The organism is Daeguia caeni (genome assembly GCF_042653845.1).
GTDB lineage: Bacteria > Pseudomonadota > Alphaproteobacteria > Rhizobiales > Rhizobiaceae > Brucella > Brucella caeni.
On record NZ_JBHSEL010000052.1, the window covers coordinates 32,283 to 53,495 of the forward strand.

Genomic DNA, 21,213 nt, shown 5'->3' on the forward strand with positions numbered 1-21,213 from the left:
CCACAAACCGGGGCAAGACATGCCAGACACAGGCCAGCGCCCGAAAACAGGCCGTCAGGCGTGACCTGCGTCTGAAACGAGCCGCGACAGGTCAATACCCATCCGCTTCATCAGACGGTCATATTTGCCTTCAATGTCGCTGTCGAACAGCAGGTCGAGCGAAGCATCGCAATTGATCCAGCCATTGGCCGCCATTTCCGCTTCAAGCTGACCGGGCGCCCATCCCGAATAGCGAAGCGCCATGAGCGCGCGCTTTGGCCCTGCACCGCCATAGATGGCGCGCAGAATGTCAACCGTTGCTGTCAGGCACACATCCTCTGCCACAGGCATGGTCGATTCAACCATATAGTCATCCGTGTGCAGGACAAAACCGCGTGTCTGATCCACCGGCCCGCCATTGCGTATAATGATCTGCTGGGCGCGATTGGGCAGGGAAATCAGATCTTCATCCTTGACCAGACCGATCTGGTGCAACAGATCGGGGAATTGCACCGGCTGAACCTGGTTGATGATAAAGCCCATTGCGCCTTCATCGGAATGCGCGCAAATATAGACCACTGACCGAGCGAAACGCTCGTCACTCATTCCGGGCATGGCGAGCAGGAATTGCCCATTCAGAAAGCCCTGCATCGATTGGGTCCGAGCTCCTTTGAACATCGCATCAAGGGTAGCAATTCCTGTAAAAATGACAATGATGATTCGCAATTTGTAGCAAATTTAGTGCACGGAAATGCCAAATTCTTACATTTCAATGCTGATAATGGCGAAGAACTTGCCAGGATCATATTTTCAATACATCCTGAACACATGAAACATACTTGGCTTCTGATCTCGGCTTACGCATTTCTGGCATGCAATACTGTGGCCGAAGCCATGACTTCGGACTGGATGGAGACACCCGGCGGGCGGGTGCGCATCGTGATCGAGGATCAGCCTGTCGAGGCTGGTGCCGAGAAGGAAATCCGCGGCGCATTGCAGATCGACCTTCTGCCCGGCTGGAAGACCTATTGGCGCAATCCGGGCGATTCCGGCGTGCCGCCGCAGGTCAATCTTGAAAAGGGCAATGTCGAGATCGCATTTCCTGCCCCGACCCGTTTCGGCGATGCGCATGAAAGCGGCATTGGCTATAAGCAGCCGGTTTCCCTGCCACTCACATTCAAGCTGCAACCGGGCGACACACGGCTGAAGGGCAATGTGTTCCTCGGCGTCTGCGCCAATATCTGCATTCCGGTTCAGGCCGAATTCGACCTGCCCCTGACGGAGTCTGACGCACAATCGGCTTCCGCCATCGCCACGCGCATATTGGTCGATACTGCCTTTTCCCGCCTACCGGAGGCTGCAACGGAAACATTTGGCGTCAAACGCGTCACGCGCAATGCTGATGAGGCCCTGTTTGAGCTTGCCTTGCCGGACAAGTCTGCACCAGCAGAACTGTTTGTCGCCAGTGACACTGTTTCGCTTTCCCTGCCAAGCCCGACACTCACCGCCGACGGCAAGCAGGCGTTCACCACCAGAATCAGCGGCAAGGCAGACAATGCCATTGTCGACTATACGCTGATCCAGAATGGCAGGGCCGTATCCGGCAGGGTCAGTCTCGACTGAATTTTTACAAACAAGCGCGTTTTGAAATTGTCCGCAGCCGCGATATGGGGTTAACTGCAGGGGCTAGCCATCCGGCATGGCAATCCATGAATAACAGGCGGGCGGCTGAGACGGCGGCCGCCGCCATCAGGAGAGACAGATGACGATCAAAGTTGGCGACAGACTGCCTGCAGCGACTTTCAAGACCAAGACTGCGGATGGTGTCAAGGACATCACCACCGACGAAATCTTCAAGGGCAAGAAAGTTGTTCTTTTCGCAGTGCCAGGTGCATTCACCCCTACCTGCACCATGAACCATCTTCCGGGCTATCTGGAAAACCATGACGCCATTCTCGCCAAGGGCGTTGATCAGATCGCAGTGGTTGCAGTGAATGATCCGTTCGTCATGGGCGCTTGGGCACAGAGCACTGGCGCTGAAGGCAAGATCCTCTTCCTCGCAGACGGAAGCGCAAGCTTTACCAAGGCGATCGGGCTTGAACTCGACCTGACAGATGCTGGTCTTGGCACGCGCTCCAAGCGCTATGCGGCCATCGTCGAGGATGGCGTGGTCAAGGCGCTCAATGTCGAGGAAGTTTCGGGACAGGCCGTTGTCTCCGCCGCCTCGGCAATCCTTGAACAGCTATAATCCACCATTTCGCTGTGACCGCTCCCAAATGTGGCAACCACTTTTGGGAGCTGTTTCATGTGCCCTGGAGCCGTTCCGGACGGAAACCGGCACCACCTTTCCTGGAACTGCTTTATTCGTTTTTACCGTCAAACACGATGGAGCGATTGCGCCCTTGTGATTTGGCGCGATAGAGCGCCTCATCGGCAGCCTGGATCAACTGCTGGAAATCCGGGTGCCCGTCATGGGCCGCAACACCGATCGAGATCGTCAGGCCGATCTCACGGCCATCCTCCACGACAAATGGCGTGCTTTCGAAGTCGCTGCGGATACGCTCTGCAATATGCATGGCCTCGCTGGCAGTCGTTTCGATCAGGACAACGATGAATTCCTCACCGCCATAGCGAATGACATAATCGGTCGGACGAACGCTGCTGGAAATCGCTTCCGCCATCTGGCGCAGCACACGGTCCCCCGCAGCATGACCATAGGTGTCATTGATCGACTTGAAATGATCCACGTCAATCATCAACAGTGACAACGGGATATTTCTCTGGTTCGCCACCGCAACTTCACGCCCCAGAATCGCAGGCAGGAAGCGGCGGGTCAGCGCGGAAGTCAGAGGATCACGCGCATTGGAGGCGGCGATCAGGCCCTGAAACAGGTCGCTCAGAAGATATTTGATTTCTCCTATCAGCTCGTTGAAGCGGGAGAGCAGCGCTGACTGGTTTTCCGTCGTATGCAGCGCCGGCAGGATATCGTTATCGATGCTCGCGATTGCCTTTTCGATGCGAGCAAGCGCGGATGAATTCGGAAACACCACGGCAGCGCGATGGCGCACCCACAGGCCAAAGGACGAACTGCCAAGCGAGGCAATCTTGAAGCCCTGCCGATCATTCAGAAGATCGAACAGAAGCTTCTGGCTCCATTCCATCAACGAGGCACGCTGGGTTTCGCGCTCCAGCTCGACATCCTGGCCGAGCGAGAACAGGCGATAAGCCTCATCAACGCGTACACGCTCGACCGAACGCCGCACATAGGCCTTGCTCATGAACAGCATTGCATAATCGATCATCTCATTGATGATCACGATCTTTGCTGCAATGTCCCCCTCACCCACCGCGACGATTTTCGCGGTGATCGCTCCTTTCAGGATGGCTGCCCCATCCAGCACCAGATGAATGGGAATCTTGATGCGCGCATGGACATCGCCAATGATTTCCTGTCGTTTCTTGAACGCGGTCAGATCGCTCGCCAGATCAATGTTCACAAGATCCTTCAGCCATTTGGCAAGTGCAGAGCTTAACCGCTCCTGCACAATCGAGCGACTTAAATAGATACTCGCATTATCATCGCGCAGCAGGACATCATAAAATTGCGCGATCATTTCATCAGCGTTTTCTGATAAAATCCGCCGCAGCCCACTGACACATTCAGCCCGTTTTTGTTCATCCAGGCTACGGAAAAAAGCCAGGTCGTGGGTACGCATGATACATCCTGCAAACTAAGGCCAAAAAGGCTCGGTATTGTCACTGTCTAGCTAGTATATTTCATGTATACACTCAACTGGCAATCAACCGACAATTCGGTCGCGTAATGGTCCCGATGGCACATTGATGCCTGGGAGCCAGTGGTCACAACTCAAAATGCACACGAAATACAACGTTGCTGAGGATTGCTATGCCGCTTTTGCGCGAACAGCTTTCTTGCGCGATGCAATCACGATGCCAAATATGATCGCACTGATTCCGATCACATGATAAAGATGGATCGTCTCATCCAGAAAGATGATCGCCAGCACCACACCAAACATAGGCATGAGATGGATGGAGAGGCCAGCCTGTGCTGCACCAAGCCGTGCAACGGCGAAATTGTACAACAGGTAGGCAATCACCGACGGAAACAGGCCGATATAGGCAAGGGCCGCCAGCGAATGGGCATTGATGATCGTTTCCGCACCGGATGCACGTTCCCAGAGATAAAGCGGTACAAGCAGAAAGAGTGCCACGATGATCTGAACGATCAACAGGCCGACACGGTTGATGTCAGCCGGAATCCCGCGCAGCCACAGCGTATAAAAGGCCCATGAAATCATCGCGCAGAAGATGATCAGATCGCCGGTTGAAAAGGTCAGGGCGATCAGGCGCGTCCAGTCGCCATGCATGATGATGGTCAGGACACCGGCAAAGGAAAGCGCCAGACCACAGGCCTGGCCTGCGCTGATGCGCTGGCCATAAAACAGCGCGGCAAACAGCACGACCAGAATCGGAATGAACGAATTCAGCAACAGGCCATTGGAAGCGGTGGTTGTCTGCAGCCCGGCATAGACGAGAGAATTGAAGGCAAAGACGCCGGTGATCGATATGGCAATGATGCGCCATCTATATGCCCAGTATTTTGCCAGATCGCGCCGCATGGCAGCCAGGCCAAAGGGCAGCAATACGATCAATGCAATCACCCAGCGCCAGAATGACAGGGCCATTGGCGGAACCGTGCCCTGCATGGCCCGGCCGGCAATGAAATTGCCTGCCCAGAACAGCGGCGGCAGCGCCAGAAGCAACAGCCCGATCAGATCAATCGAACGCAAGCGTGCTTCAGTTTGTGTCGGCTTGTCTGATGACATGATTTCGTCGCTGCGTCCAATGTGAATGACCGGAGCTGTTCTATTGCGCAGAAAGACCCGCCTTGCAAGGCAGGTCCTGCCATTCCCTGTCGTGATGGCCCAAAAGTGCAGCCACGCCTGAAAGCAGCGATTATTCAACCGTCACCGATTTTGCCAGATTGCGCGGCTGGTCAACGTCGGTGCCCATGGTGACTGCCGTGTGATAGGCAAGCATCTGGATCGGCAGGGCATAGACCAGCGGCGTGATCAGTTCCGGCACATCCGGCAGGACGATGGTCGCCATCGTATCGATGCGTGCCCCTTCCGCCCCCTTCCTGTCGGTAATCAGGATGACGCGGCCGCCACGTGCTGCCACTTCCTGCATGTTGGAGACGGTCTTGTCATAGAGGCGATCCGACGGAGCAATGACAATCACCGGCATGGTCTCGTCAATCAGCGCAATCGGGCCATGTTTCAGCTCACCTGCCGCATAGCCTTCAGCATGGATATAGGAGATTTCCTTCAGCTTCAGCGCGCCTTCCATGGCGAGCGGATAGGACGTGCCACGGCCGAGATAAAGCACATGCTTGACCTTGGCGAGATGCTGGCAGATGGCCTCAATCTGGTTTTCAAGCTTGAGCACCTGATTGATATAGCGCGGCGCTTCGGAAAGCGCGCGCACCAGCTGCTGTTCCTGTCTGGCGTCGATGGTGCCGCGCGCCTTGCCGGCAGCAATCGCCAGAGCGGCCATGGCCGAAAGCTGGCAGGTAAAGGCCTTGGTCGAGGCAACCCCGATTTCCGGGCCAGCCAGCGTCGGGAAGATGGCATCGGACTCACGCGCAATTGTCGATCCGGTCACATTGACAACCGAAGCGATCTTCAACCCTTGCGCCTTGCAATAGCGCAGCGAAGCCAGCGTATCGGCGGTTTCGCCCGACTGGGATACAAACAGCGCCAGCGAATTTTTCGACAGCGGCATTTCGCGATAGCGGAATTCGGACGCAATATCGATATCGACCGGCAGGCGGGCGATCTGCTCGAACCAGTAACGCGCAACCGATGCCGCATAGAAGGCTGTGCCGCAGGCAGTGATGGTCAGGCGGTCAATCGTGCTGAAATCAACACCAATGGCTTCTTCGCGCACCGTGCCCATGGTGAAATCGAGATAGTTCGACAGCGTATGGGAAATTACTTCCGGCTGTTCGAACATTTCCTTTTGCATGAAATGGCGGTGATTGCCCTTGGAAACCAGGAAATTGGCGCTCTGCGATTTCTGCACCGGGCGTTCAACACGATTATTGTTTTCGTCATAGATCGTAGCGCCCTTGCGGGTCAGCACCACCCAGTCGCCGTCCTCAAGATAGACAATCTGATCGGTGAAGGGAGCAAGCGCAATCGCGTCCGATCCAAGGAACATTTCGCCATTGCCATAGCCAATGGCGAGCGGCGGGCCCTGACGGGCGCCAATCAGCAGTTCCTCATCGCCGTCAAACAGGAAAGCCAGCGCAAAGGCACCCTTCAGAAGGGGCAGGCTGTCGCGCACAGCCTCAACCGGCGTCTTGCCCTTTTCCAGCGCGCGTGTCACCAGATGGGCGACGGCCTCGGTATCGGTTTCCGTCTCGAACCGGCAGCCTTCCGCTTCAAGCATGGCGCGCAGTTCGGCAAAATTCTCGATGATGCCGTTATGAACAACCGCCAGACGGTTGGTGATGTGTGGATGGGCATTGCGCTCGACCGGACGGCCATGCGTTGCCCAACGCGTATGGCCAATGCCGATCACGCCGGGAAGCGGCTCCCTTGCAAGGCGGTTCTCCAGATTGACGAGCTTGCCTTCGGCGCGGCGGCGATCAAGCTTTCCGTCCTGAAGTGTGGCAATGCCTGCCGAGTCATAGCCGCGATATTCGAGACGCTTCAGCGCATCGACCAATCGTGGCGCGACCTGATCATTGCCGATAATACCGATAATTCCACACATGAAATATTGCTCCGCACGCCCTGCAATTCCAGCTTTGCGCCAGTGGTTTAAGGTCCAAAATCCGATCCGGCAATGCTTGCCCCGCCGGATCGGGAAATTCTTCCAACTATTTCGATTGCGCCCTGGCTGCCTTCAAGGCAGCATATCTTGCCCGCAATTCTGTTGCCCGGCCTTCCTTCATCACCTGACGGGCGCGCCCCAGCGCCAGCGCATCGGCCGGAACATCATCGGTGATGACACTGCCCGAACCGATATAGACATTGTCACCGATTGTCACCGGCGCCACCAATGAGGAATTGGAGCCGACAAAGACATTCTCGCCAATAATGGTCTTGAACTTGTTGTAACCATCATAATTGCAGGTGATCGTGCCAGCCCCGATATTGCTGGAGGCACCAATCATCGCATCGCCAATATAGGTGAGGTGGTTGACTTTTGCGCCTTTGCCGACATCGGCATTCTTGACTTCGCAGAAATTGCCAACCTTGACGGATTCGGCCAGTCTTGCCCCCGGGCGCAGCCGCGCAAAGGGGCCGACTTCCGCCCTTGGACCGATATGTGCCCCTTCAATATGGGAAAAGGCATGGATCACCGCACCCGAGGCGACATGCACGCCTGGGCCAAAGAACACATTCGGCTCGACAACAACGTCTGCCTCAATCAGCGTGTCATGCGAGAAGAATACGGTTTCCGGCGCAATCAGCGTGACACCGGCCAGCATCATTTCCTGCCGCTTGCGATCCTGCCAGATCGCTTCAGCCTCGGCCAGTTCCGCGCGGTTGTTGATGCCGAGGACATTATCAAACGGCACTTCAATGGCGGTGACATTCAGCCCCTTTTCATGCGCCAGCGCGACAATGTCGGTCAGATAATATTCACCCTTGGCATTGTCGTTGCGCACCGCATCAAGAAGCGGCAGGGCATGGGCACCACGCACCGCCATCAGGCCGCCATTGCAGAAGCCGATCTTTTTCTGCTCTTCGGTTGCTTCCTTTTCCTCGACAATGGCGATGAGACGTCCACCTTCCTCGATCAGGCGGCCATAGCCGGATGGTGACGGCGGGCGGAAGCCTATGACGACCAGATCTGCCCCTTCGGCCAATGTCTGCCGCGCCTTTTGCAGCGATTGCGCCTCAACCAGCGGCGTGTCGCCAAAAACGATGAGCAGGTCATCATAGCCGCGCTCCAGCGCTTCGCGGGCAGCCAGAACGGCATGCGCCGTGCCAAGACGATCCTTCTGCTCATAGGCCGAAACGGGACCGGCAAATCTTTCGACCGCAGCACGCACTTCATCGGCGCCACGGCCAACGACCAGCGCAATGTCGCTCTCGCCCGTCCCCTGCACGGCTTTCACCACGTGGCAGACAAGCGGCAGACCCGCAATACGGTGCAGAACCTTCGGCAGGCTGGATTTCATACGGGTGCCTTCACCGGCAGCCAGTATCACAGAAAGGCAGGAGCAATCAGTCATGACAAAGCAATCCAGAGTTCATGATCTTCAAAAATCATAGGAGAAATTTGTTGATGCAGCGTTACTGCTATTTTCCCAGAAAAACACCCTCAATTTGGCCCAGTGCAGGAAATGTCTCAAGCAGCCAGAAAGAGAAAGACTGCATTCCACCGGTGAGGAAAAGCACACCCGCAATGATGAGCAATATGCCCATTGCCTTTTCCACCTTGCCAAGGTGAACACGGAATTGTCCAAGAAAACGCATGAATGCGCCGGAAAACAGCGCCGCCACAAGAAAGGGAATGCCAAGGCCAAGCGAATAGGCGGCAAGAAGTGCAGCCCCCTCGCCCACGGTCTCGCGTCCGCCTGCAAGGGTCAGGATCGGTCCCAGAACCGGGCCAATGCATGGCGTCCAGCCAAAGGCAAAGGCAAGGCCCATAATATAGGCACCAGGTGGCGTTGCCGGGGCATTGCGTGCCTGAAAGCGCGCCTCGCGCGACAGGATGGACAGGCGCAAGATGCCCAGGAAATTAAGCCCCATCAGAATGATGACAAGGCCTGCCACAATGGCAATCTCCTGCTGCCAGGCCCGCAGAAACGCGCCAATGGTGGAAGCACCAGCACCCAGTGCGACAAAAACCGTGGTGAAGCCCAGCACAAAGCACAATGCAGCGATGATCAGCGAACGGCGCTGTGGCGAGGCCGCATTTTCTTCGCGGAAATCCTCAACACTGACACCAGCCATATAGCACAGATAGGGGGGCACCAGAGGCAGCACGCAGGGAGAAAGAAAGGACAATGCGCCAGCGATCGCCGCCGTCATGAAGGAAATATCCAGCACCAGAACCTCGCACGCCAGTTGAAACCCCGACCGGATCAGCCCGACCGATATGTCATAAGGTCTATAACCAATATCCTTCGAAATTGTACATTCTTAATGTGATGACCAGCATCATGACAAACACGGTCAAATTGCGGCAGCGAAAGCCGGTTGCAAATGCCTCTGGTCCCGGGCCTTGTCGACGCAAGTTTCTCTCTGTCTTTCTGAAAAGATCAACAATATCAAACAGGTGTCACAGGCGCTGCGCAGTGCAGGTCAAAGCTGCATGCGACAACATGCCTGTCATGCTGTTTCATGACAGGCACGTCGGGTTTCATCAGTCAGCGAACTGTGCAATTCAGTCGCGCACCCATGGCCCGTGGAAATCGCCTTCCCTGTCGATACGCTTGAAACCATGCGCTCCAAAGAAATCACGCTGGCCCTGAATGAGATTTGCTGTGCTGAGCGTCTGGGTGAAGGCATCGAAATAATTGAGCGCCGCGGCAAGAGCAGGTACCGGCAAGCCAACCAGCGCGGCATTGGCCACGACCTGACGCAGGCCGATGACCGCCTTTTCCATGCGCGGAATGAAGGCGGGCGCCAGCAGGAGATTTTCCGCCTCGCCTTCTTCAAAGGCATGGGCAATATCATCGAGGAATTGCGAGCGGATGATGCAGCCTGCCCGCCAGATGCGTGCGGTTGTTGCCAGCGGAATGTTCCAGCCATGCTCTTTTGATGCGGCCGCCAGCACGGCAAAGCCCTGCGCATAGGCGGCAATCTTGCCCGCCAGAAGCCCCTGTTCCAGATGGTTGAGGAAGCCTGCCTGATCAGCAATGTCCAGACGACGCATGCCCACCCCATATGCCTTGGCGGCGGTGATACGCAGATCCTTCCAGGTTGACAGCGAGCGCGCGGCAACGGCGGCCTCAATGCCGGTTGCCGGCACACCCAGCGCTTCCGCCTCAATGGCCGCCCAGCGCCCTGTGCCCTTCTGGCCGGCCTCGTCGCGGATAATGTCAACCAACGCCTTCTTGGTCTCCGGATCGGTTGTCTTCAGAACTTCCGCCGTGATTTCGATCAGATAGGAATTGAGCTGACCCTTGTTCCATTTTTCAAAGATGGCCCCGATTGCCGGGGCCGACAGTCCCAGACCATCACGCAGGACACCATAGATTTCGGCGATCATCTGCATGTCGGCATATTCAATGCCGTTATGAATGGTCTTGACGAAATGGCCGGCACCATCCGGCCCGACCAGCGCGCAGCATGGCTCGCCCTGATATTTGGCTGCCGCATCCAGCAGGATCGGCGCAATGCGATCATAGGCTTCCCTTGTGCCGCCCACCATCATCGATGGGCCATGACGCGCACCTTCCGCACCACCCGAAACACCCATGCCAACAAAGGTCGGATCATTCGGCCCAAGCGCGTTCAGACGACGCACCGTATCGCGGTAATCGGAATTGCCCGCGTCGATCATGATATCGCCTTTTTCCAGAAAGGCCTTGAGACGCGTGGTTTCGACATCAACCGGCGCGCCTGCCTTGATCAGGAAAATGATCGGGCGCGGCTTGCGAATATTGTCTGTCAGCACCTCGAAGGTCGGGCACGCAATCAGCCGGTCGCGCAAGGCACCGGCATTTTCAATGAAGGCCTGCAGCACTGGCTCTTCACGGTCATAAACAGCCACACGGTAGCCCTTTTCGGCAATATTCAGCGCCAGGTTTGACCCCATGACGCCAAGGCCGACCATTCCAATATCCGCTTTTTCCATTTTGACCTCAAACCATCAGCCGAATGACTGAACAACAGGAAATTCATTGCAACGGCTGGATCCGAAAATTCGGCAGACCGCAGCACGGCACGACAGATAATGACAAATGATCCTAATGCACATTCGCGAAAGCAGGAAACGGAATCAGGGCGAATGCGCACGGATCAGTCCAGAAGCCCGCGATAGATCAATCGGCGCTTCAGTGACAATTAGCCTCTTTTTGTGAGCAATTTTGGGCGAGGAATGGCTCCTGGACTGTAGATCAACAGGAAATGACCCCTTGCAACACCATTCCCATCTATTTCACCTTCAATGAGGAATGGCCGGTATATTTGAACGGCTCCATGCCTGCGCGTGCCAGCGCATCGGCGCGCTCATTTTCCGGGTGCCCCGCATGGCCCTTGATCCAGTGCCAGTTCACCTTGTGGGGTTTGCGCGCCTCATCCAGCGCCTGCCACAATTCGGCATTCTTGACCGGCTTTTTGGCTGCTGTTTTCCAGCCATTGCGTTTCCAGCTCTCGATCCAGCCGGAAATGCCGTCACGCACATAGACGGAATCGGTATAGAGATCGACTTCGCATGGCTCCTTCAGCGCGCTCAGGGCTGCTATGGCCGCCATCAGTTCCATACGGTTGTTGGTCGTTTCCGCCTCGCCGCCGCTCAATTCCTTCTCATGGCCATTATAGCGCAGGATCGCGCCCCAGCCGCCAGGGCCGGGATTGCCAGAACAGGCGCCATCGGTGAAGGCTTCGATCCGCTTCACGCTGCCGCTCCTGCCTTGACCTGTTCCGGTTCAAGCCCATATTCGACAGCCGAAGCGATCTGGCGGTGGAAACGCATGCGGCGCACATATTCCATCGGATCCTTCTTGGTGACAAAGCTGCCTTCAGGCGTATTCAGCCAGTCATAAAGCCGGGTCAACATAAAGCGCATGGCCGCCCCGCGCGCAAGCACCGGCAGCGCATCGGCCTCGGCCTGTGACAATGGCCGAATGCGGGTGTAGCCGCGCAAAAGTGCCGCCCCCTTGGTGCGATTATAGGAAAAATCCTTCTCAAAGCACCAGGCATTCAGGCAGATGGCGACATCATAGGCCAGAATATCGGTGCAGGCGAAATAGAAGTCGATGAAACCGGACAGCTTATCGCCGAGAAAGAAGACATTATCCGGGAACAGATCGGCATGAATGACACCCTGCGGCAGGCCCGCTGGCCAGTTCTGTTCGAGATAGGCAAGATCGCTTTCGGCTTCCGCCACCAGATCGGTTTCGACCTCTTCTGCACGATCACGCGACAGGTTCCACAAGGGACGCCAGTCGGCAAGCGACAGACCATTGCGCCGTTGCATGGGAAAATCAGCGCCAGCCAGATGCATCCGCGCCAGCCCCTCGCCCACCGCCTCGCAATGAACAACCGTTGGTCTGCGCATCCACATGCCCTCAAGGAAAGTCACGATCGCCGCCGGGCGGCCGGCAAGTTCGCCGATCATCGTGCCATCACGGCGCACCACCGGCTGCGGGCAATCAAGCCCCCGCTTGGCCAGATGCTGCATCAGCCCAAGGAAGAATGGCAGATCCTCGCGGTTGGTGCGCTTTTCATAAAGGGTCAGAATGAAGGAACCGGTGCTGGTGTGAAGCAGGTAGTTCGAATTTTCGACGCCCTCGGCAATACCCTTGTAGGAAGTCAGCCTGCCGATCTCGTAATTTTCGAGAAAGGCGCTGAGTTCGATTTCATTGATATCTGTATAGACGGCCATGCCGCTTACTGCCCCTGCTTCTTGATGCCGACGACGCGGTGTTCGCCGTTTACAAATGCCATATCGCGCACCGTCAGTTCCACATCGCGCAACTCGCGGTTCACAAGGAAATTTTCCGTTTCAACCGTCGTCTCGGCCAGTTCAATGCGCACATCAAAACGGGCACGGAAGGCATCGATGATCTCATCGACAATGATTTCCGGTGCCGATGCACCGGCCGAAAGGCCAACCACGGAAATATCGGCAAATCGCGCCCAGTCAATGTCTGCGGCACGTTGCACCAGCATGGATTGGCCTGCGCCTGCCTTTTCTGCCACTTCGACAAGGCGCTTGGAATTGGACGAATTGGGCGCGCCGACAATCAAAAACAGATCGCAGCCAGGAGCTGCGGCGCGCACCGCATCCTGGCGATTGGTCGTGGCATAGCAGATCGACTCGGCTGCAGGTGCGGTGAGCTTGGGAAAACGCCGCTGCAATTCGGCGATAATGCCTGCCGTATCATCCACCGACAGCGTGGTCTGGGTGACATAGCCAAGATTATCAGGATCGGCAAATTCGCATTTGCGTGCATCTTCGACTGTCTCTATCAGCGTCACCGCACCTTCCGGCAATTGCCCCATCGTGCCGATGACCTCTGGATGACCGGAATGGCCGATCAGGATGACATGACGGCCAAGGCGCTCATGGCGCATGGCCTGTTTGTGCACCTTGGAGACCAGCGGACAGGTTGCATCAAGATAAAACAGGTTCTTGGCCTTTGCATCGGCCGGCACCGATTTCGGCACGCCATGGGCGGAAAAGACGACCGGCTGATGACGATGCTCTGCCGGGATTTCATCCAGCTCCTCGACAAAGACCGCACCACGCGCCTGCAAGCCTTCGACGACATAGCGATTATGTACGATCTCGTGGCGGACATAGACCGGCGCGCCATATTTCTTCAGCGCCAGCACGACGATCTGGATGGCCCGATCCACGCCGGCGCAAAAGCCACGTGGCCCGCAAAGGCGAATTTCCAATGGTCGGCGCTGTTCACTCATCTGCATACTCATCCTTAGAGGTGGCCCCGAACCATGCCTGAGCAGGGCAGATCATTCAAGGCTTGAAACGGCCTCAGCGCAGACCGCATCTCTGCGCCCTTCCTGCCGCTTTCGTCTAGGCCAGCAGTTGGGCTGCTCAGCCGCGCTTGTCAAGCCCCGGCCTGTTCGCCGGTGCCCTATGATAGCGCCAGAGCCAGACGCCGACCACCGCGGCAAGTGCTGCGGCAAGCCCATACCAGGTCAGCGCATATTGCAGATGATTGTTGGGGAAATCGATGATCGTCACGCCGCCCACCGGCAGGCCGCCGGGATTGGGCGCATCATCAGCATCGATGAAGAAAGGCACCACCTTGTCCGCGTCCGCAAGGCCGGAACTTGCCACCATGGCTGTCCAGTCCTTCCAGTAAAAGACATTGCCGGCCGGATCATTGTCGGGGACGAACATGGACGGTTTCCCAGACAGGCGATCCCGCGCAAGGCCGATGATCACCACCCTGCCATCGACCTGCCCTTCCGCGCGCTTTGCCGGATCCTTTTTCTCATAAGGCACAAAGCCGCGATTGATGAACACGAAGCGCCCGTCATCAAGCTGCAAGGGTGTGTAGACATGATAGCCCGCCCCCCCTGCATGGGTGGCAAGGAAATGGCGCTCGCCTGCATGATCGAACCGGCCGGTTACCGTTACCGGGCGATAATCAACCGTCCCTTCTTTGGCATAGATCTCCTCCATCGCTGCAAGCGGCAATGGCGCATCATTAAGGCGCTGCATGGTCGAGGCGATCAGCGCCTCTTTCCATTCAAGCCGCTCAACCTGCCATGTGCCGAGCGCCAGCAATATGACCAGCGCTATGCCCGAGGCGACAAGAAGCCCGACCGGCAGGCGATGCTTATGTGCGGTTGCGTTCATTGACCATCGTCCAGACGCCCTTGCTGTGCCTTGTTGTGATATTGCGTATTGATGAGAATGCCCTTGATCCAGCGCATTGCGACAAGCCCCAAGAGAATGGCCAGCGGCACCCACAGGATGAAGTGCACCCAGAGCGGCGGGGCGATGTTCACTTCCATCCACAAGGCCAGCCCGACGACGATGAAGCCGATGATCAGGATCACGAAGGCGGCAGGCCCGTCGCCGGAATCGGCAAAGGAATAATCCAGCCCGCAGGCAGTGCAGCGCGGTGCGACCGCAAGAAAGCCATTGAACAGTTTTCCCTCACCGCAGCGCGGGCAGCAGGCCTTGATGCCACTTTTGACCGGATCAACGGGTGGATGAATATTCTGTTCGGACATGAGCCCTCCCCGGCACATGACTTTTGCCAATACTGGGCTTTTACCCATACGGATCGCAAAACAGAAGGCGGCCATGTCGCCAAGGCCGCCTTACACTCATGTCAAACCTGCCTAGCCATGCACCGGTGCGCCCCAGCTGCCCCAGACATAGATGGCAAAGAACAGAAACAGCCATACAACGTCCACGAAATGCCAGTACCAGCTCGCCGCTTCAAAGCCGAAATGCTGTTTCGGCGTAAATGCCCCGGCAAAGGCGCGAAACAGGCAGACCAGCAGGAAGATCGTACCGACGATGACGTGGAAGCCATGGAAACCTGTCGCCATGAAGAAGGTTGCGCCATAGATCGAGTCACGGAACTCAAAGGGCGCATGCGAATATTCGTAAAACTGCACATAGGTGAACAGCAAGCCCAGCGCCACGGTCAGCGACAGGCCAGCCAGCATGCCCTTACGGTCATTGTGCAGCAGCGAATGGTGCGCCCAGGTCAGCGTTGCACCCGACAACAGCAACGTGACCGTATTGTAGAGCGGCAAATGCAGCGGATCAATGACTTCCGTGCCCTTTGGCGGCCAGACGCCACCCGTATGAGTGGTGCGGGCAACCTGCTCCACTTCCGCCGGGAAAAGGCTTGCATCGAAGAAGGCCCAGAACCATGCCACAAAGAACATGACTTCCGAGGCAATGAACATGATCATGCCATAGCGCAGATGCAGCGACACGACGCGCGTGTGGTGACCTTCATTGCCTTCCTTGATCGTGTCGGCCCACCAGCCATACATGCAATAAAGAACAATGGCGAGACCAATGAAAAACAGCCATGGCGTGGCAAGATTATGCCCGAAAAACGGGAGCTCTCCCGAATTGATGTAGCGCATCCATGCAATGCCGCCAAGCGCAAGGATAAACACCCCGACCGAGCTCAGAAACGGCCACGGGCTTGGATCAATAATATGATAATCGTGGTTCTTGTGCTGGATGTCAGCCATATGTCTCCCCAGGCTCCTCTCTCATGCCCCTCGCATTGACCATTCAGTCAAGCGGTATCTGCATCACTCCACCAGTTGGCTGTTCCTTGCGGGAACCAGCCCAGTCCTGTGCTCCCATACCGCAACATAAAATTGTCTGTGCGGTTTGTCCTTGCGGCATTATGCGCCGCCTGAATCAACTGCCATTGCCCTGCGCCCCTGCACCGGCGACAGGCTGCGGCTTTTCAATCGGAAAGAAGGTGTAAGACAGGGTAATCGTTTTCACATCTTTCAGATCGGGATCATTGACGATTTCCGGATCCACAAAGAACACCACCGGCATTTCCATGCTTTCGCCAGCCTGTAAGGTGGTGTCGGTAAAGCAGAAACATTCAACCTTGTTAAAATAGGCCCCTGCGCGTCCCGGCGAGACATTGAAGCTCGCCCGGCCATAGCTTGGCTGATCGAACGCATTCTTAGCCTGATATTTGACCAGCGTGGTCTCGCCAATACGGATCGTCACCTCGCGCTGCATGGGGCTGAAATCCCATGGCAGACCATTGGCCGTATTGGCGTCAAAGCGCACATTGATGGTGCGATCAAGAATCGTGTCGGAATATTGCTCGGTGCGCTGCGTCGTGCCGGCATAGCCGGTATATTCGCAGAAAATACGGTAGAGCGGCACGGAGGCGTAAGCAACGCCGATCATGCAGACAAAAAACGACAGACAGGCCACAGCTATCGTCCTGTTTGAACGATTTTGCCTCCTCAAGCCGTCGTCATTCTTGTGTTCGGTCGCCATTTCACCCTCCCAGACCAGCGAACCTCACTCAGAAAGTTCGCTGTAATATGTTCGATCCGAGTTTGGCGATTGTTCCGGCATAAACAAGCACCACAAACAGGATCAGCGCAATGGCAAGACCGATGGAACGGTTGCGCTGCGCTTTTTTCTGTTTTTCGGTCAATGTCACCGTTTCGAGCCTGTCGATCTCGGTATCAAATGGCCCGGATTCATGCGGCGCTTTCGTCATGCCATTACTCCATAAGCAACAAGCGCCTTGATAACCAAGGCTTCAACCAAGAGCACCGCGAAGATTGCTGCGAGATAGATCAGCGAGAAGCGGAACAACTTGCGTGCAGCCGCAATCATTGCGGTCGTCCCTTCGGCCTTCCACAGCGCCCAGGCATAGTAGACGAAAGCTACCCCCAGCAAAGTGGAAATCGCGCCAAAGACCGGACCTGCAAAACCAAGCACCCATGGCAGAACACCAACCGGCGCCATGAGCAGCGAATAGAACAATGCCTGTAGACGGGTCGAGCGTTCACCCTTCACATTTGGCATCATCGGAATATGGGCGGCTTCATAATCATTGGTCGTAAACAGTGACAGCGCCCAGAAATGCGGCGGCGTCCACAGGAAGATGATCATGAACAGCACCGTACTGTCCAGCGTGATCTCGCCCGTCGCAGCCGCCCAACCGATCATCGGCGGGAATGCGCCTGCCGCGCCGCCAATCACGATATTCTGCGGCGTCGAGCGCTTCAGCCACATCGTATAGATGACAGCATAGAAGAAGATCGTAAACGCCAGCAGCGCCGCCGACAGCCAGTTGACCAGAAGCCCAAGCGTGATGACGGAAAAGACTGACAATGTCAGCCCAAAGGCCAGAACCTGATTGGGCTCAAGAATGCCTGCCGGGATCGGACGGTTGCGGGTGCGCTTCATCACCGCATCAATATCGGCATCATACCACATATTGAGCGCGCCCGATGCGCCAGCGCCAACCGCGATGCACAGAATGCTGATCGCAGCCAGTACCGGATTCATATGTCCAGGGGCAACAACCAGGCCAACCAGCCCGGTAAATACGACAAGTGACATGACACGCGGCTTGAGAAGAGTCACATAATCGCGCGCCGTCGCCTCGGAAAAGGCAAAGTCGGTTTCAGAATTCGTATTTTTTTCCACCAGAGACATAGAACGTCACAAACCTTGATTTCACAGACCACACCTCCCGCCTTTCCCAGGGGCGGATGAAGAAGCCTATGCCTTCATTTTCATTCCGGTGACTTACCTCTCTCATCGCCGGAATCGCCAAGCCGGAACAGACCATTCCGGCAATGCGCTTTAGGGCCATTTCAGGCCATGAATCAATAGTGCCTGATCTGGCCGTCGCGCATCCACAGCAAATGCGTTGCAGATACGCTGCTCTGCAGCCCTGCCCGAAACCAGCCGTCTGTCCCGAGCCGCCAGACCCTCACATCCCGAAAATTGTTTTACCCTTTTCGGGATGCCGGTTTTGCCGCGCATCCTGTCCGAAAACCGCTTCGCACTTTTCGGGATGCCGGTTTGCCTGCCGCGCATCTTGTCCGAAAACCGCTTCGCACTTTTCGGGATGCGCTTGTAACACAATCAAAGCGGGAAGGCGAAACCCTGAGCGGGTTCCGCCAATCACCATTACTTGATGCGTGGGAGCTGCTCCCACTGATGGTATGGCGGCGGCGAAGGCAGCTGCCATTCCAGCGTTGTTGCTCCCGGGCCCCACGGATTGGCGCCCGCCTCGCGCTTCTTCGCGAATGCCTCGAAGATATTGTACAGGAAGATCAGTACGGCAAAGCCGGAAATATAGGAGCCGTAGGACGAGACCATGTTCCAACCCGCATAGGCATCCGGATAATCGATATAGCGGCGCGGCATACCGGCAAGTCCAAGGAAATGCTGCGGGAAGAAGACCATGTTCACGCCAATGAAGGTGACCCAGAAGTGCAGCTTGGCCGTGAATTCATTGTACATATAACCGCTCATCTTCGGGAACCAGTAATACCAGCCGGCAAAGATCGCAAAGACCGCGCCCAGTGACAAAACGTAGTGGAAATGCGCCACGACGTAATAGGTATCATGCAGCGAACGGTCGAGACCGGCATTGGCAAGCTGAACCCCCGTCACGCCACCGATGGTAAACAGGAAGATGAAGCCAATGGCCCAGACCATGGGCGCGCGGAAGGTGAGCGAACCGCCCCACATGGTGGCAATCCACGAGAAGATCTTGATGCCGGTCGGCACGGCAATCACCATGGTTGCAAAGACGAAATAGCGCTGCGTGTCGAGCGACAGGCCCACCGTATACATGTGGTGCGCCCACACGACAAAGCCGACAACGCCAATGGCAACCATGGCATAGGCCATGCCGAGATAGCCGAAGATCGGCTTGCGCGCGAAGGTCGAAATGATGTGGCTGATGATGCCGAAGCCTGGCAGGATCAGGATATAGACTTCCGGGTGGCCGAAGAACCAGAACAGGTGCTGGTAAAGGATCGGATCACCACCGCCATCCGGTGCGAAGAATGTCGTGCCAAAATTGCGGTCGGTGAGCAGCATGGTGATGCCACCAGCCAGAACCGGCAGCGACAACAGAAGCAGGAATGCCGTCACCAGCACGGCCCAGGCGAAAAGCGGCATCTTGTGCAGCGTCATGCCCGGCGCGCGCATGTTCAGGATCGTGGTGATGAAATTGATCGCACCCAGGATCGACGAAATACCGGCAATATGCAGCGACAGAATGGCAAAATCGATGGCAGGCCCAGGCGACCCCGAAGTTGACAGCGGCGGATAGAGCGTCCAGCCACCGCCGGGCCCCCAGCTACCGGGCGCGGCCGGCATGAACAGCGAGATCAAGAGCAATAGCAGCGCCGGCGGCAGCAGCCAGAAGGAAATATTGTTCATGCGCGGAAAAGCCATGTCCGGCGCGCCGATCATCAGCGGGATCATCCAGTTGGCATAGCCACCGATCATGGCCGGCATGACCATGAAGAAGATCATGACCAGCGCATGCGCCGAGGTGAACACGTTGAACATGTGCTTGCCGGCATCCAGTGCGCTGTCACCATCAACGCCATAAACCATCTGCGCCAGACCCGTGAAGATCTGGATGCCCGGTTCCTGCAATTCGGCGCGCATGGCAATGGAAAGGGCCGCGCCAATAATGCCGGAAATGATTGCAAAGATCAGATACAGCGTACCGATATCTTTATGGTTGGTCGAGTAAACCCAGCGCACCCAGCCATGCGGCTTGTGGTCGTCATGGGCACCATACTCGTGAGCTGCAGTGCCAGCCATGAAATTTGCTCCCGTCTTTCAACAGTTCTGCTACGCATTTGCCTTGCCACTTTATGGATCACAACAGGCAATGCGCGCGGAGAATAATCAGAGCACGGTTTTCCCATAGTACCGGTCAAACAGTGCGGTATTCCTATTGCGCGAAGACCCGGAAATGACTGCCGGGTCAGGCTCCGCCGCTAGAAGCCGGCGGAGGCCACCTTGTCTTTCGCGCCGCCATAGACGGCAGCCTGCAGCGCCTTGTTCGCGCCCGGCAGATCGGTTGCAGCCGCAGCCAGCCACGTATCATACAGATCCCGTGACACAACGCGAACCGCAATCGGCATGAACGCATGATCCTTGCCGCACAGTTCGGAACATTGGCCGAAATAGAGACCTTCCCGGTCAGCCTTGAACCAGGTTTCGTTGATACGGCCGGGGATCGCATCCATTTTCACGCCAAAGGCAGGGATCGTCCAGGAATGGATCACGTCTGCCGCCGTCACCAGCAGGCGGACAGTCTCCCCAACCGGAACGACCACTTCATTATCAACCGCCAGCAGGCGCGGATAGATCGCACGGTCTTCCTTGCCGAGTGCGGCACGGTCAGCGTCACTCAGAATGACGGAATCAAAGCTGACCGGATTATCAACCTGATATTCATAGCCCCAATACCATTGATAGCCCGTGGCCTTGACCGTCAGCTTCGGCTCTTCCGGCGAATATTGCGCGGTCAGAAGCTGGAATGAAGGCACAGCCAGAAACAGAAGCACAATGACCGGGCCAATGGTCCAGATCACTTCGATCATGGTATTGTGGCTGGTCTTGGATGGTTCCGGATTGGCGCTTGCGCGAAAGCGCAGGATACACCAGATCAAAAGAACCAGAACCAGCAGCGTAATCGGTATGATAAACCACAGCGTATAACGCTCGAACCAGTGAATCTGTTCGGCGATGCCGGTTGCCGCTGGCTGAAAACCCATTTCCCATGGACGCGGCTGTTCCGCCACGGCGACGCCTGATGTCCACAAAACTGCGAGAACGCCCGCAACGGCGCCCCACGTCGAGGTTGCAATTTTTTCCACCAGTATTCTCTCCCTTTTCGCCCTTGCAGGCTGGACGCCGGATACTCCTTTCGGGCCGCATCCCCCCTTCGGCGTTCATCCCACATTAACGCACATCCTCCAGAAGGCGAATATGTTCCTGTGCGGCATTTTTGCGCGCAGGCAATCGCAGGACAGGCTG

Annotated in this window: 20 protein-coding genes; 2 read left to right on the plus strand and 18 right to left on the minus strand. The window is 56.5% G+C overall.

What is annotated here, in order from left to right; all coding sequences use genetic code 11:
- Window positions 1–54 precede the first annotated feature (54 nt).
- Window positions 55–657 (minus strand): YqgE/AlgH family protein, encoded by a 603-nt coding sequence (locus tag ACFO1V_RS07655; protein WP_374831742.1) that lies wholly within the window; start codon window positions 655–657, stop codon window positions 55–57.
- 150 nt (window positions 658–807) lie between these two features.
- Between ACFO1V_RS07655 and ACFO1V_RS07660 the strand changes: the two genes are divergently transcribed.
- Both ACFO1V_RS07660 and ACFO1V_RS07665 read left to right on the plus strand, forming a co-directional pair.
- Window positions 808–1,602, plus strand: coding sequence for a protein-disulfide reductase DsbD domain-containing protein (locus tag ACFO1V_RS07660; RefSeq protein ID WP_374831740.1), 795 nt, complete (start codon window positions 808–810; stop codon window positions 1,600–1,602).
- Window positions 1,603–1,741: 139 nt separating this feature from the next.
- The gene (locus ACFO1V_RS07665) at window positions 1,742–2,227 is read left to right on the plus strand and encodes a peroxiredoxin (RefSeq protein ID WP_374831738.1); all 486 of its coding nucleotides are present in this window, start codon (window positions 1,742–1,744) and stop codon (window positions 2,225–2,227) included.
- Window positions 2,228–2,339: 112 nt separating this feature from the next.
- Here the strand turns inward: ACFO1V_RS07665 and ACFO1V_RS07670 are convergent, their stop codons facing one another.
- The 17 genes from ACFO1V_RS07670 to coxB form a co-directional block, all read right to left on the minus strand.
- Window positions 2,340–3,695, minus strand: coding sequence for a GGDEF domain-containing protein (locus tag ACFO1V_RS07670; protein WP_374831736.1), 1,356 nt, complete (start codon window positions 3,693–3,695; stop codon window positions 2,340–2,342).
- A gap of 189 nt (window positions 3,696–3,884) precedes the next feature.
- Complete coding sequence (locus ACFO1V_RS07675; protein ID WP_374831734.1) at window positions 3,885–4,829, minus strand: DMT family transporter; 945 nt, start codon at window positions 4,827–4,829, stop codon at window positions 3,885–3,887.
- A 130-nt stretch (window positions 4,830–4,959) separates the two neighbouring features.
- Entirely contained in the window at window positions 4,960–6,783 is a 1,824-nt protein-coding gene (gene glmS / locus ACFO1V_RS07680) for a glutamine--fructose-6-phosphate transaminase (isomerizing) (RefSeq protein ID WP_374831732.1), read from the minus strand.
- Between the two features lie 106 nt (window positions 6,784–6,889).
- Window positions 6,890–8,254, minus strand: a complete 1,365-nt coding sequence (gene glmU / locus ACFO1V_RS07685; RefSeq protein ID WP_374831730.1) for a bifunctional UDP-N-acetylglucosamine diphosphorylase/glucosamine-1-phosphate N-acetyltransferase GlmU — start codon at window positions 8,252–8,254, stop codon at window positions 6,890–6,892.
- Between the two features lie 67 nt (window positions 8,255–8,321).
- Complete coding sequence (locus ACFO1V_RS07690; protein ID WP_374831728.1) at window positions 8,322–9,074, minus strand: cytochrome c biogenesis CcdA family protein; 753 nt, start codon at window positions 9,072–9,074, stop codon at window positions 8,322–8,324.
- A gap of 337 nt (window positions 9,075–9,411) precedes the next feature.
- Window positions 9,412–10,827: an NADP-dependent phosphogluconate dehydrogenase gene (gene gndA, locus ACFO1V_RS07695; RefSeq protein WP_374831726.1), complete on the minus strand. Its 1,416-nt coding sequence runs from the start codon at window positions 10,825–10,827 to the stop codon at window positions 9,412–9,414.
- A 298-nt stretch (window positions 10,828–11,125) separates the two neighbouring features.
- Window positions 11,126–11,590 (minus strand): ribonuclease HI, encoded by a 465-nt coding sequence (gene rnhA / locus ACFO1V_RS07700; protein WP_374831724.1) that lies wholly within the window; start codon window positions 11,588–11,590, stop codon window positions 11,126–11,128.
- On the minus strand, window positions 11,587–12,579 hold the full coding sequence (locus ACFO1V_RS07705; protein ID WP_374831722.1) for a homoserine kinase: 993 nt from the start codon (window positions 12,577–12,579) through the stop codon (window positions 11,587–11,589). The genes rnhA and ACFO1V_RS07705 overlap by 4 nt, the downstream gene beginning before the upstream one ends.
- A gap of 5 nt (window positions 12,580–12,584) precedes the next feature.
- Window positions 12,585–13,619: a 4-hydroxy-3-methylbut-2-enyl diphosphate reductase gene (ispH, locus tag ACFO1V_RS07710; protein ID WP_374831720.1), complete on the minus strand. Its 1,035-nt coding sequence runs from the start codon at window positions 13,617–13,619 to the stop codon at window positions 12,585–12,587.
- A gap of 136 nt (window positions 13,620–13,755) precedes the next feature.
- On the minus strand, window positions 13,756–14,526 hold the full coding sequence (locus ACFO1V_RS07715; protein WP_374831718.1) for an SURF1 family protein: 771 nt from the start codon (window positions 14,524–14,526) through the stop codon (window positions 13,756–13,758).
- On the minus strand, window positions 14,523–14,906 hold the full coding sequence (locus ACFO1V_RS07720) for a DUF983 domain-containing protein (protein ID WP_374831716.1): 384 nt from the start codon (window positions 14,904–14,906) through the stop codon (window positions 14,523–14,525). Before ACFO1V_RS07720 ends, ACFO1V_RS07715 begins: the two co-directional genes overlap by 4 nt.
- Before the next feature lie 111 nt (window positions 14,907–15,017).
- Window positions 15,018–15,893, minus strand: coding sequence for a cytochrome c oxidase subunit 3 (locus ACFO1V_RS07725; protein WP_374831714.1), 876 nt, complete (start codon window positions 15,891–15,893; stop codon window positions 15,018–15,020).
- A 175-nt stretch (window positions 15,894–16,068) separates the two neighbouring features.
- Window positions 16,069–16,674, minus strand: coding sequence for a cytochrome c oxidase assembly protein (locus ACFO1V_RS07730; RefSeq protein WP_374831712.1), 606 nt, complete (start codon window positions 16,672–16,674; stop codon window positions 16,069–16,071).
- Window positions 16,675–16,702: 28 nt separating this feature from the next.
- Window positions 16,703–16,903: a hypothetical protein gene (locus ACFO1V_RS07735; protein WP_374831710.1), complete on the minus strand. Its 201-nt coding sequence runs from the start codon at window positions 16,901–16,903 to the stop codon at window positions 16,703–16,705.
- On the minus strand, window positions 16,900–17,850 hold the full coding sequence (cyoE, locus tag ACFO1V_RS07740) for a heme o synthase (RefSeq protein ID WP_374831708.1): 951 nt from the start codon (window positions 17,848–17,850) through the stop codon (window positions 16,900–16,902). The genes ACFO1V_RS07735 and cyoE overlap by 4 nt, the downstream gene beginning before the upstream one ends.
- A gap of 480 nt (window positions 17,851–18,330) precedes the next feature.
- Window positions 18,331–19,989 carry a cytochrome c oxidase subunit I gene (ctaD, locus tag ACFO1V_RS07745; RefSeq protein ID WP_374831706.1) on the minus strand — a complete coding sequence of 553 codons (1,659 nt, stop codon included), beginning with the start codon at window positions 19,987–19,989 and terminating at the stop codon, window positions 18,331–18,333.
- 179 nt (window positions 19,990–20,168) lie between these two features.
- Window positions 20,169–21,053, minus strand: coding sequence for a cytochrome c oxidase subunit II (gene coxB / locus ACFO1V_RS07750; RefSeq protein WP_374831704.1), 885 nt, complete (start codon window positions 21,051–21,053; stop codon window positions 20,169–20,171).
- Window positions 21,054–21,213: the final 160 nt, after the last annotated feature.

What these genes read in the sequence shown, in the direction of transcription:
- ACFO1V_RS07655 (WP_374831742.1), bottom strand. Translation starts at nt 657, where the DNA reads ATGTTCAAAGGAGCTCGGACCCAATCGATGCAGGGCTTTCTGAATGGG.
- ACFO1V_RS07660 (WP_374831740.1), top strand. Translation starts at nt 808, where the DNA reads ATGAAACATACTTGGCTTCTGATCTCGGCTTACGCATTTCTGGCATGC.
- ACFO1V_RS07665 (WP_374831738.1), top strand. Translation starts at nt 1,742, where the DNA reads ATGACGATCAAAGTTGGCGACAGACTGCCTGCAGCGACTTTCAAGACC.
- ACFO1V_RS07670 (WP_374831736.1), bottom strand. Translation starts at nt 3,695, where the DNA reads ATGCGTACCCACGACCTGGCTTTTTTCCGTAGCCTGGATGAACAAAAA.
- ACFO1V_RS07675 (WP_374831734.1), bottom strand. Translation starts at nt 4,829, where the DNA reads ATGTCATCAGACAAGCCGACACAAACTGAAGCACGCTTGCGTTCGATT.
- glmS (WP_374831732.1), bottom strand. Translation starts at nt 6,783, where the DNA reads ATGTGTGGAATTATCGGTATTATCGGCAATGATCAGGTCGCGCCACGA.
- glmU (WP_374831730.1), bottom strand. Translation starts at nt 8,254, where the DNA reads ATGACTGATTGCTCCTGCCTTTCTGTGATACTGGCTGCCGGTGAAGGC.
- gndA (WP_374831726.1), bottom strand. Translation starts at nt 10,827, where the DNA reads ATGGAAAAAGCGGATATTGGAATGGTCGGCCTTGGCGTCATGGGGTCA.
- ACFO1V_RS07705 (WP_374831722.1), bottom strand. Translation starts at nt 12,579, where the DNA reads ATGGCCGTCTATACAGATATCAATGAAATCGAACTCAGCGCCTTTCTC.
- ispH (WP_374831720.1), bottom strand. Translation starts at nt 13,619, where the DNA reads ATGAGTGAACAGCGCCGACCATTGGAAATTCGCCTTTGCGGGCCACGT.
- ACFO1V_RS07715 (WP_374831718.1), bottom strand. Translation starts at nt 14,526, where the DNA reads ATGAACGCAACCGCACATAAGCATCGCCTGCCGGTCGGGCTTCTTGTC.
- ACFO1V_RS07720 (WP_374831716.1), bottom strand. Translation starts at nt 14,906, where the DNA reads ATGTCCGAACAGAATATTCATCCACCCGTTGATCCGGTCAAAAGTGGC.
- ACFO1V_RS07725 (WP_374831714.1), bottom strand. Translation starts at nt 15,893, where the DNA reads ATGGCTGACATCCAGCACAAGAACCACGATTATCATATTATTGATCCA.
- ACFO1V_RS07730 (WP_374831712.1), bottom strand. Translation starts at nt 16,674, where the DNA reads ATGGCGACCGAACACAAGAATGACGACGGCTTGAGGAGGCAAAATCGT.
- ACFO1V_RS07735 (WP_374831710.1), bottom strand. Translation starts at nt 16,903, where the DNA reads ATGACGAAAGCGCCGCATGAATCCGGGCCATTTGATACCGAGATCGAC.
- cyoE (WP_374831708.1), bottom strand. Translation starts at nt 17,850, where the DNA reads ATGTCTCTGGTGGAAAAAAATACGAATTCTGAAACCGACTTTGCCTTT.
- ctaD (WP_374831706.1), bottom strand. Translation starts at nt 19,989, where the DNA reads ATGGCTGGCACTGCAGCTCACGAGTATGGTGCCCATGACGACCACAAG.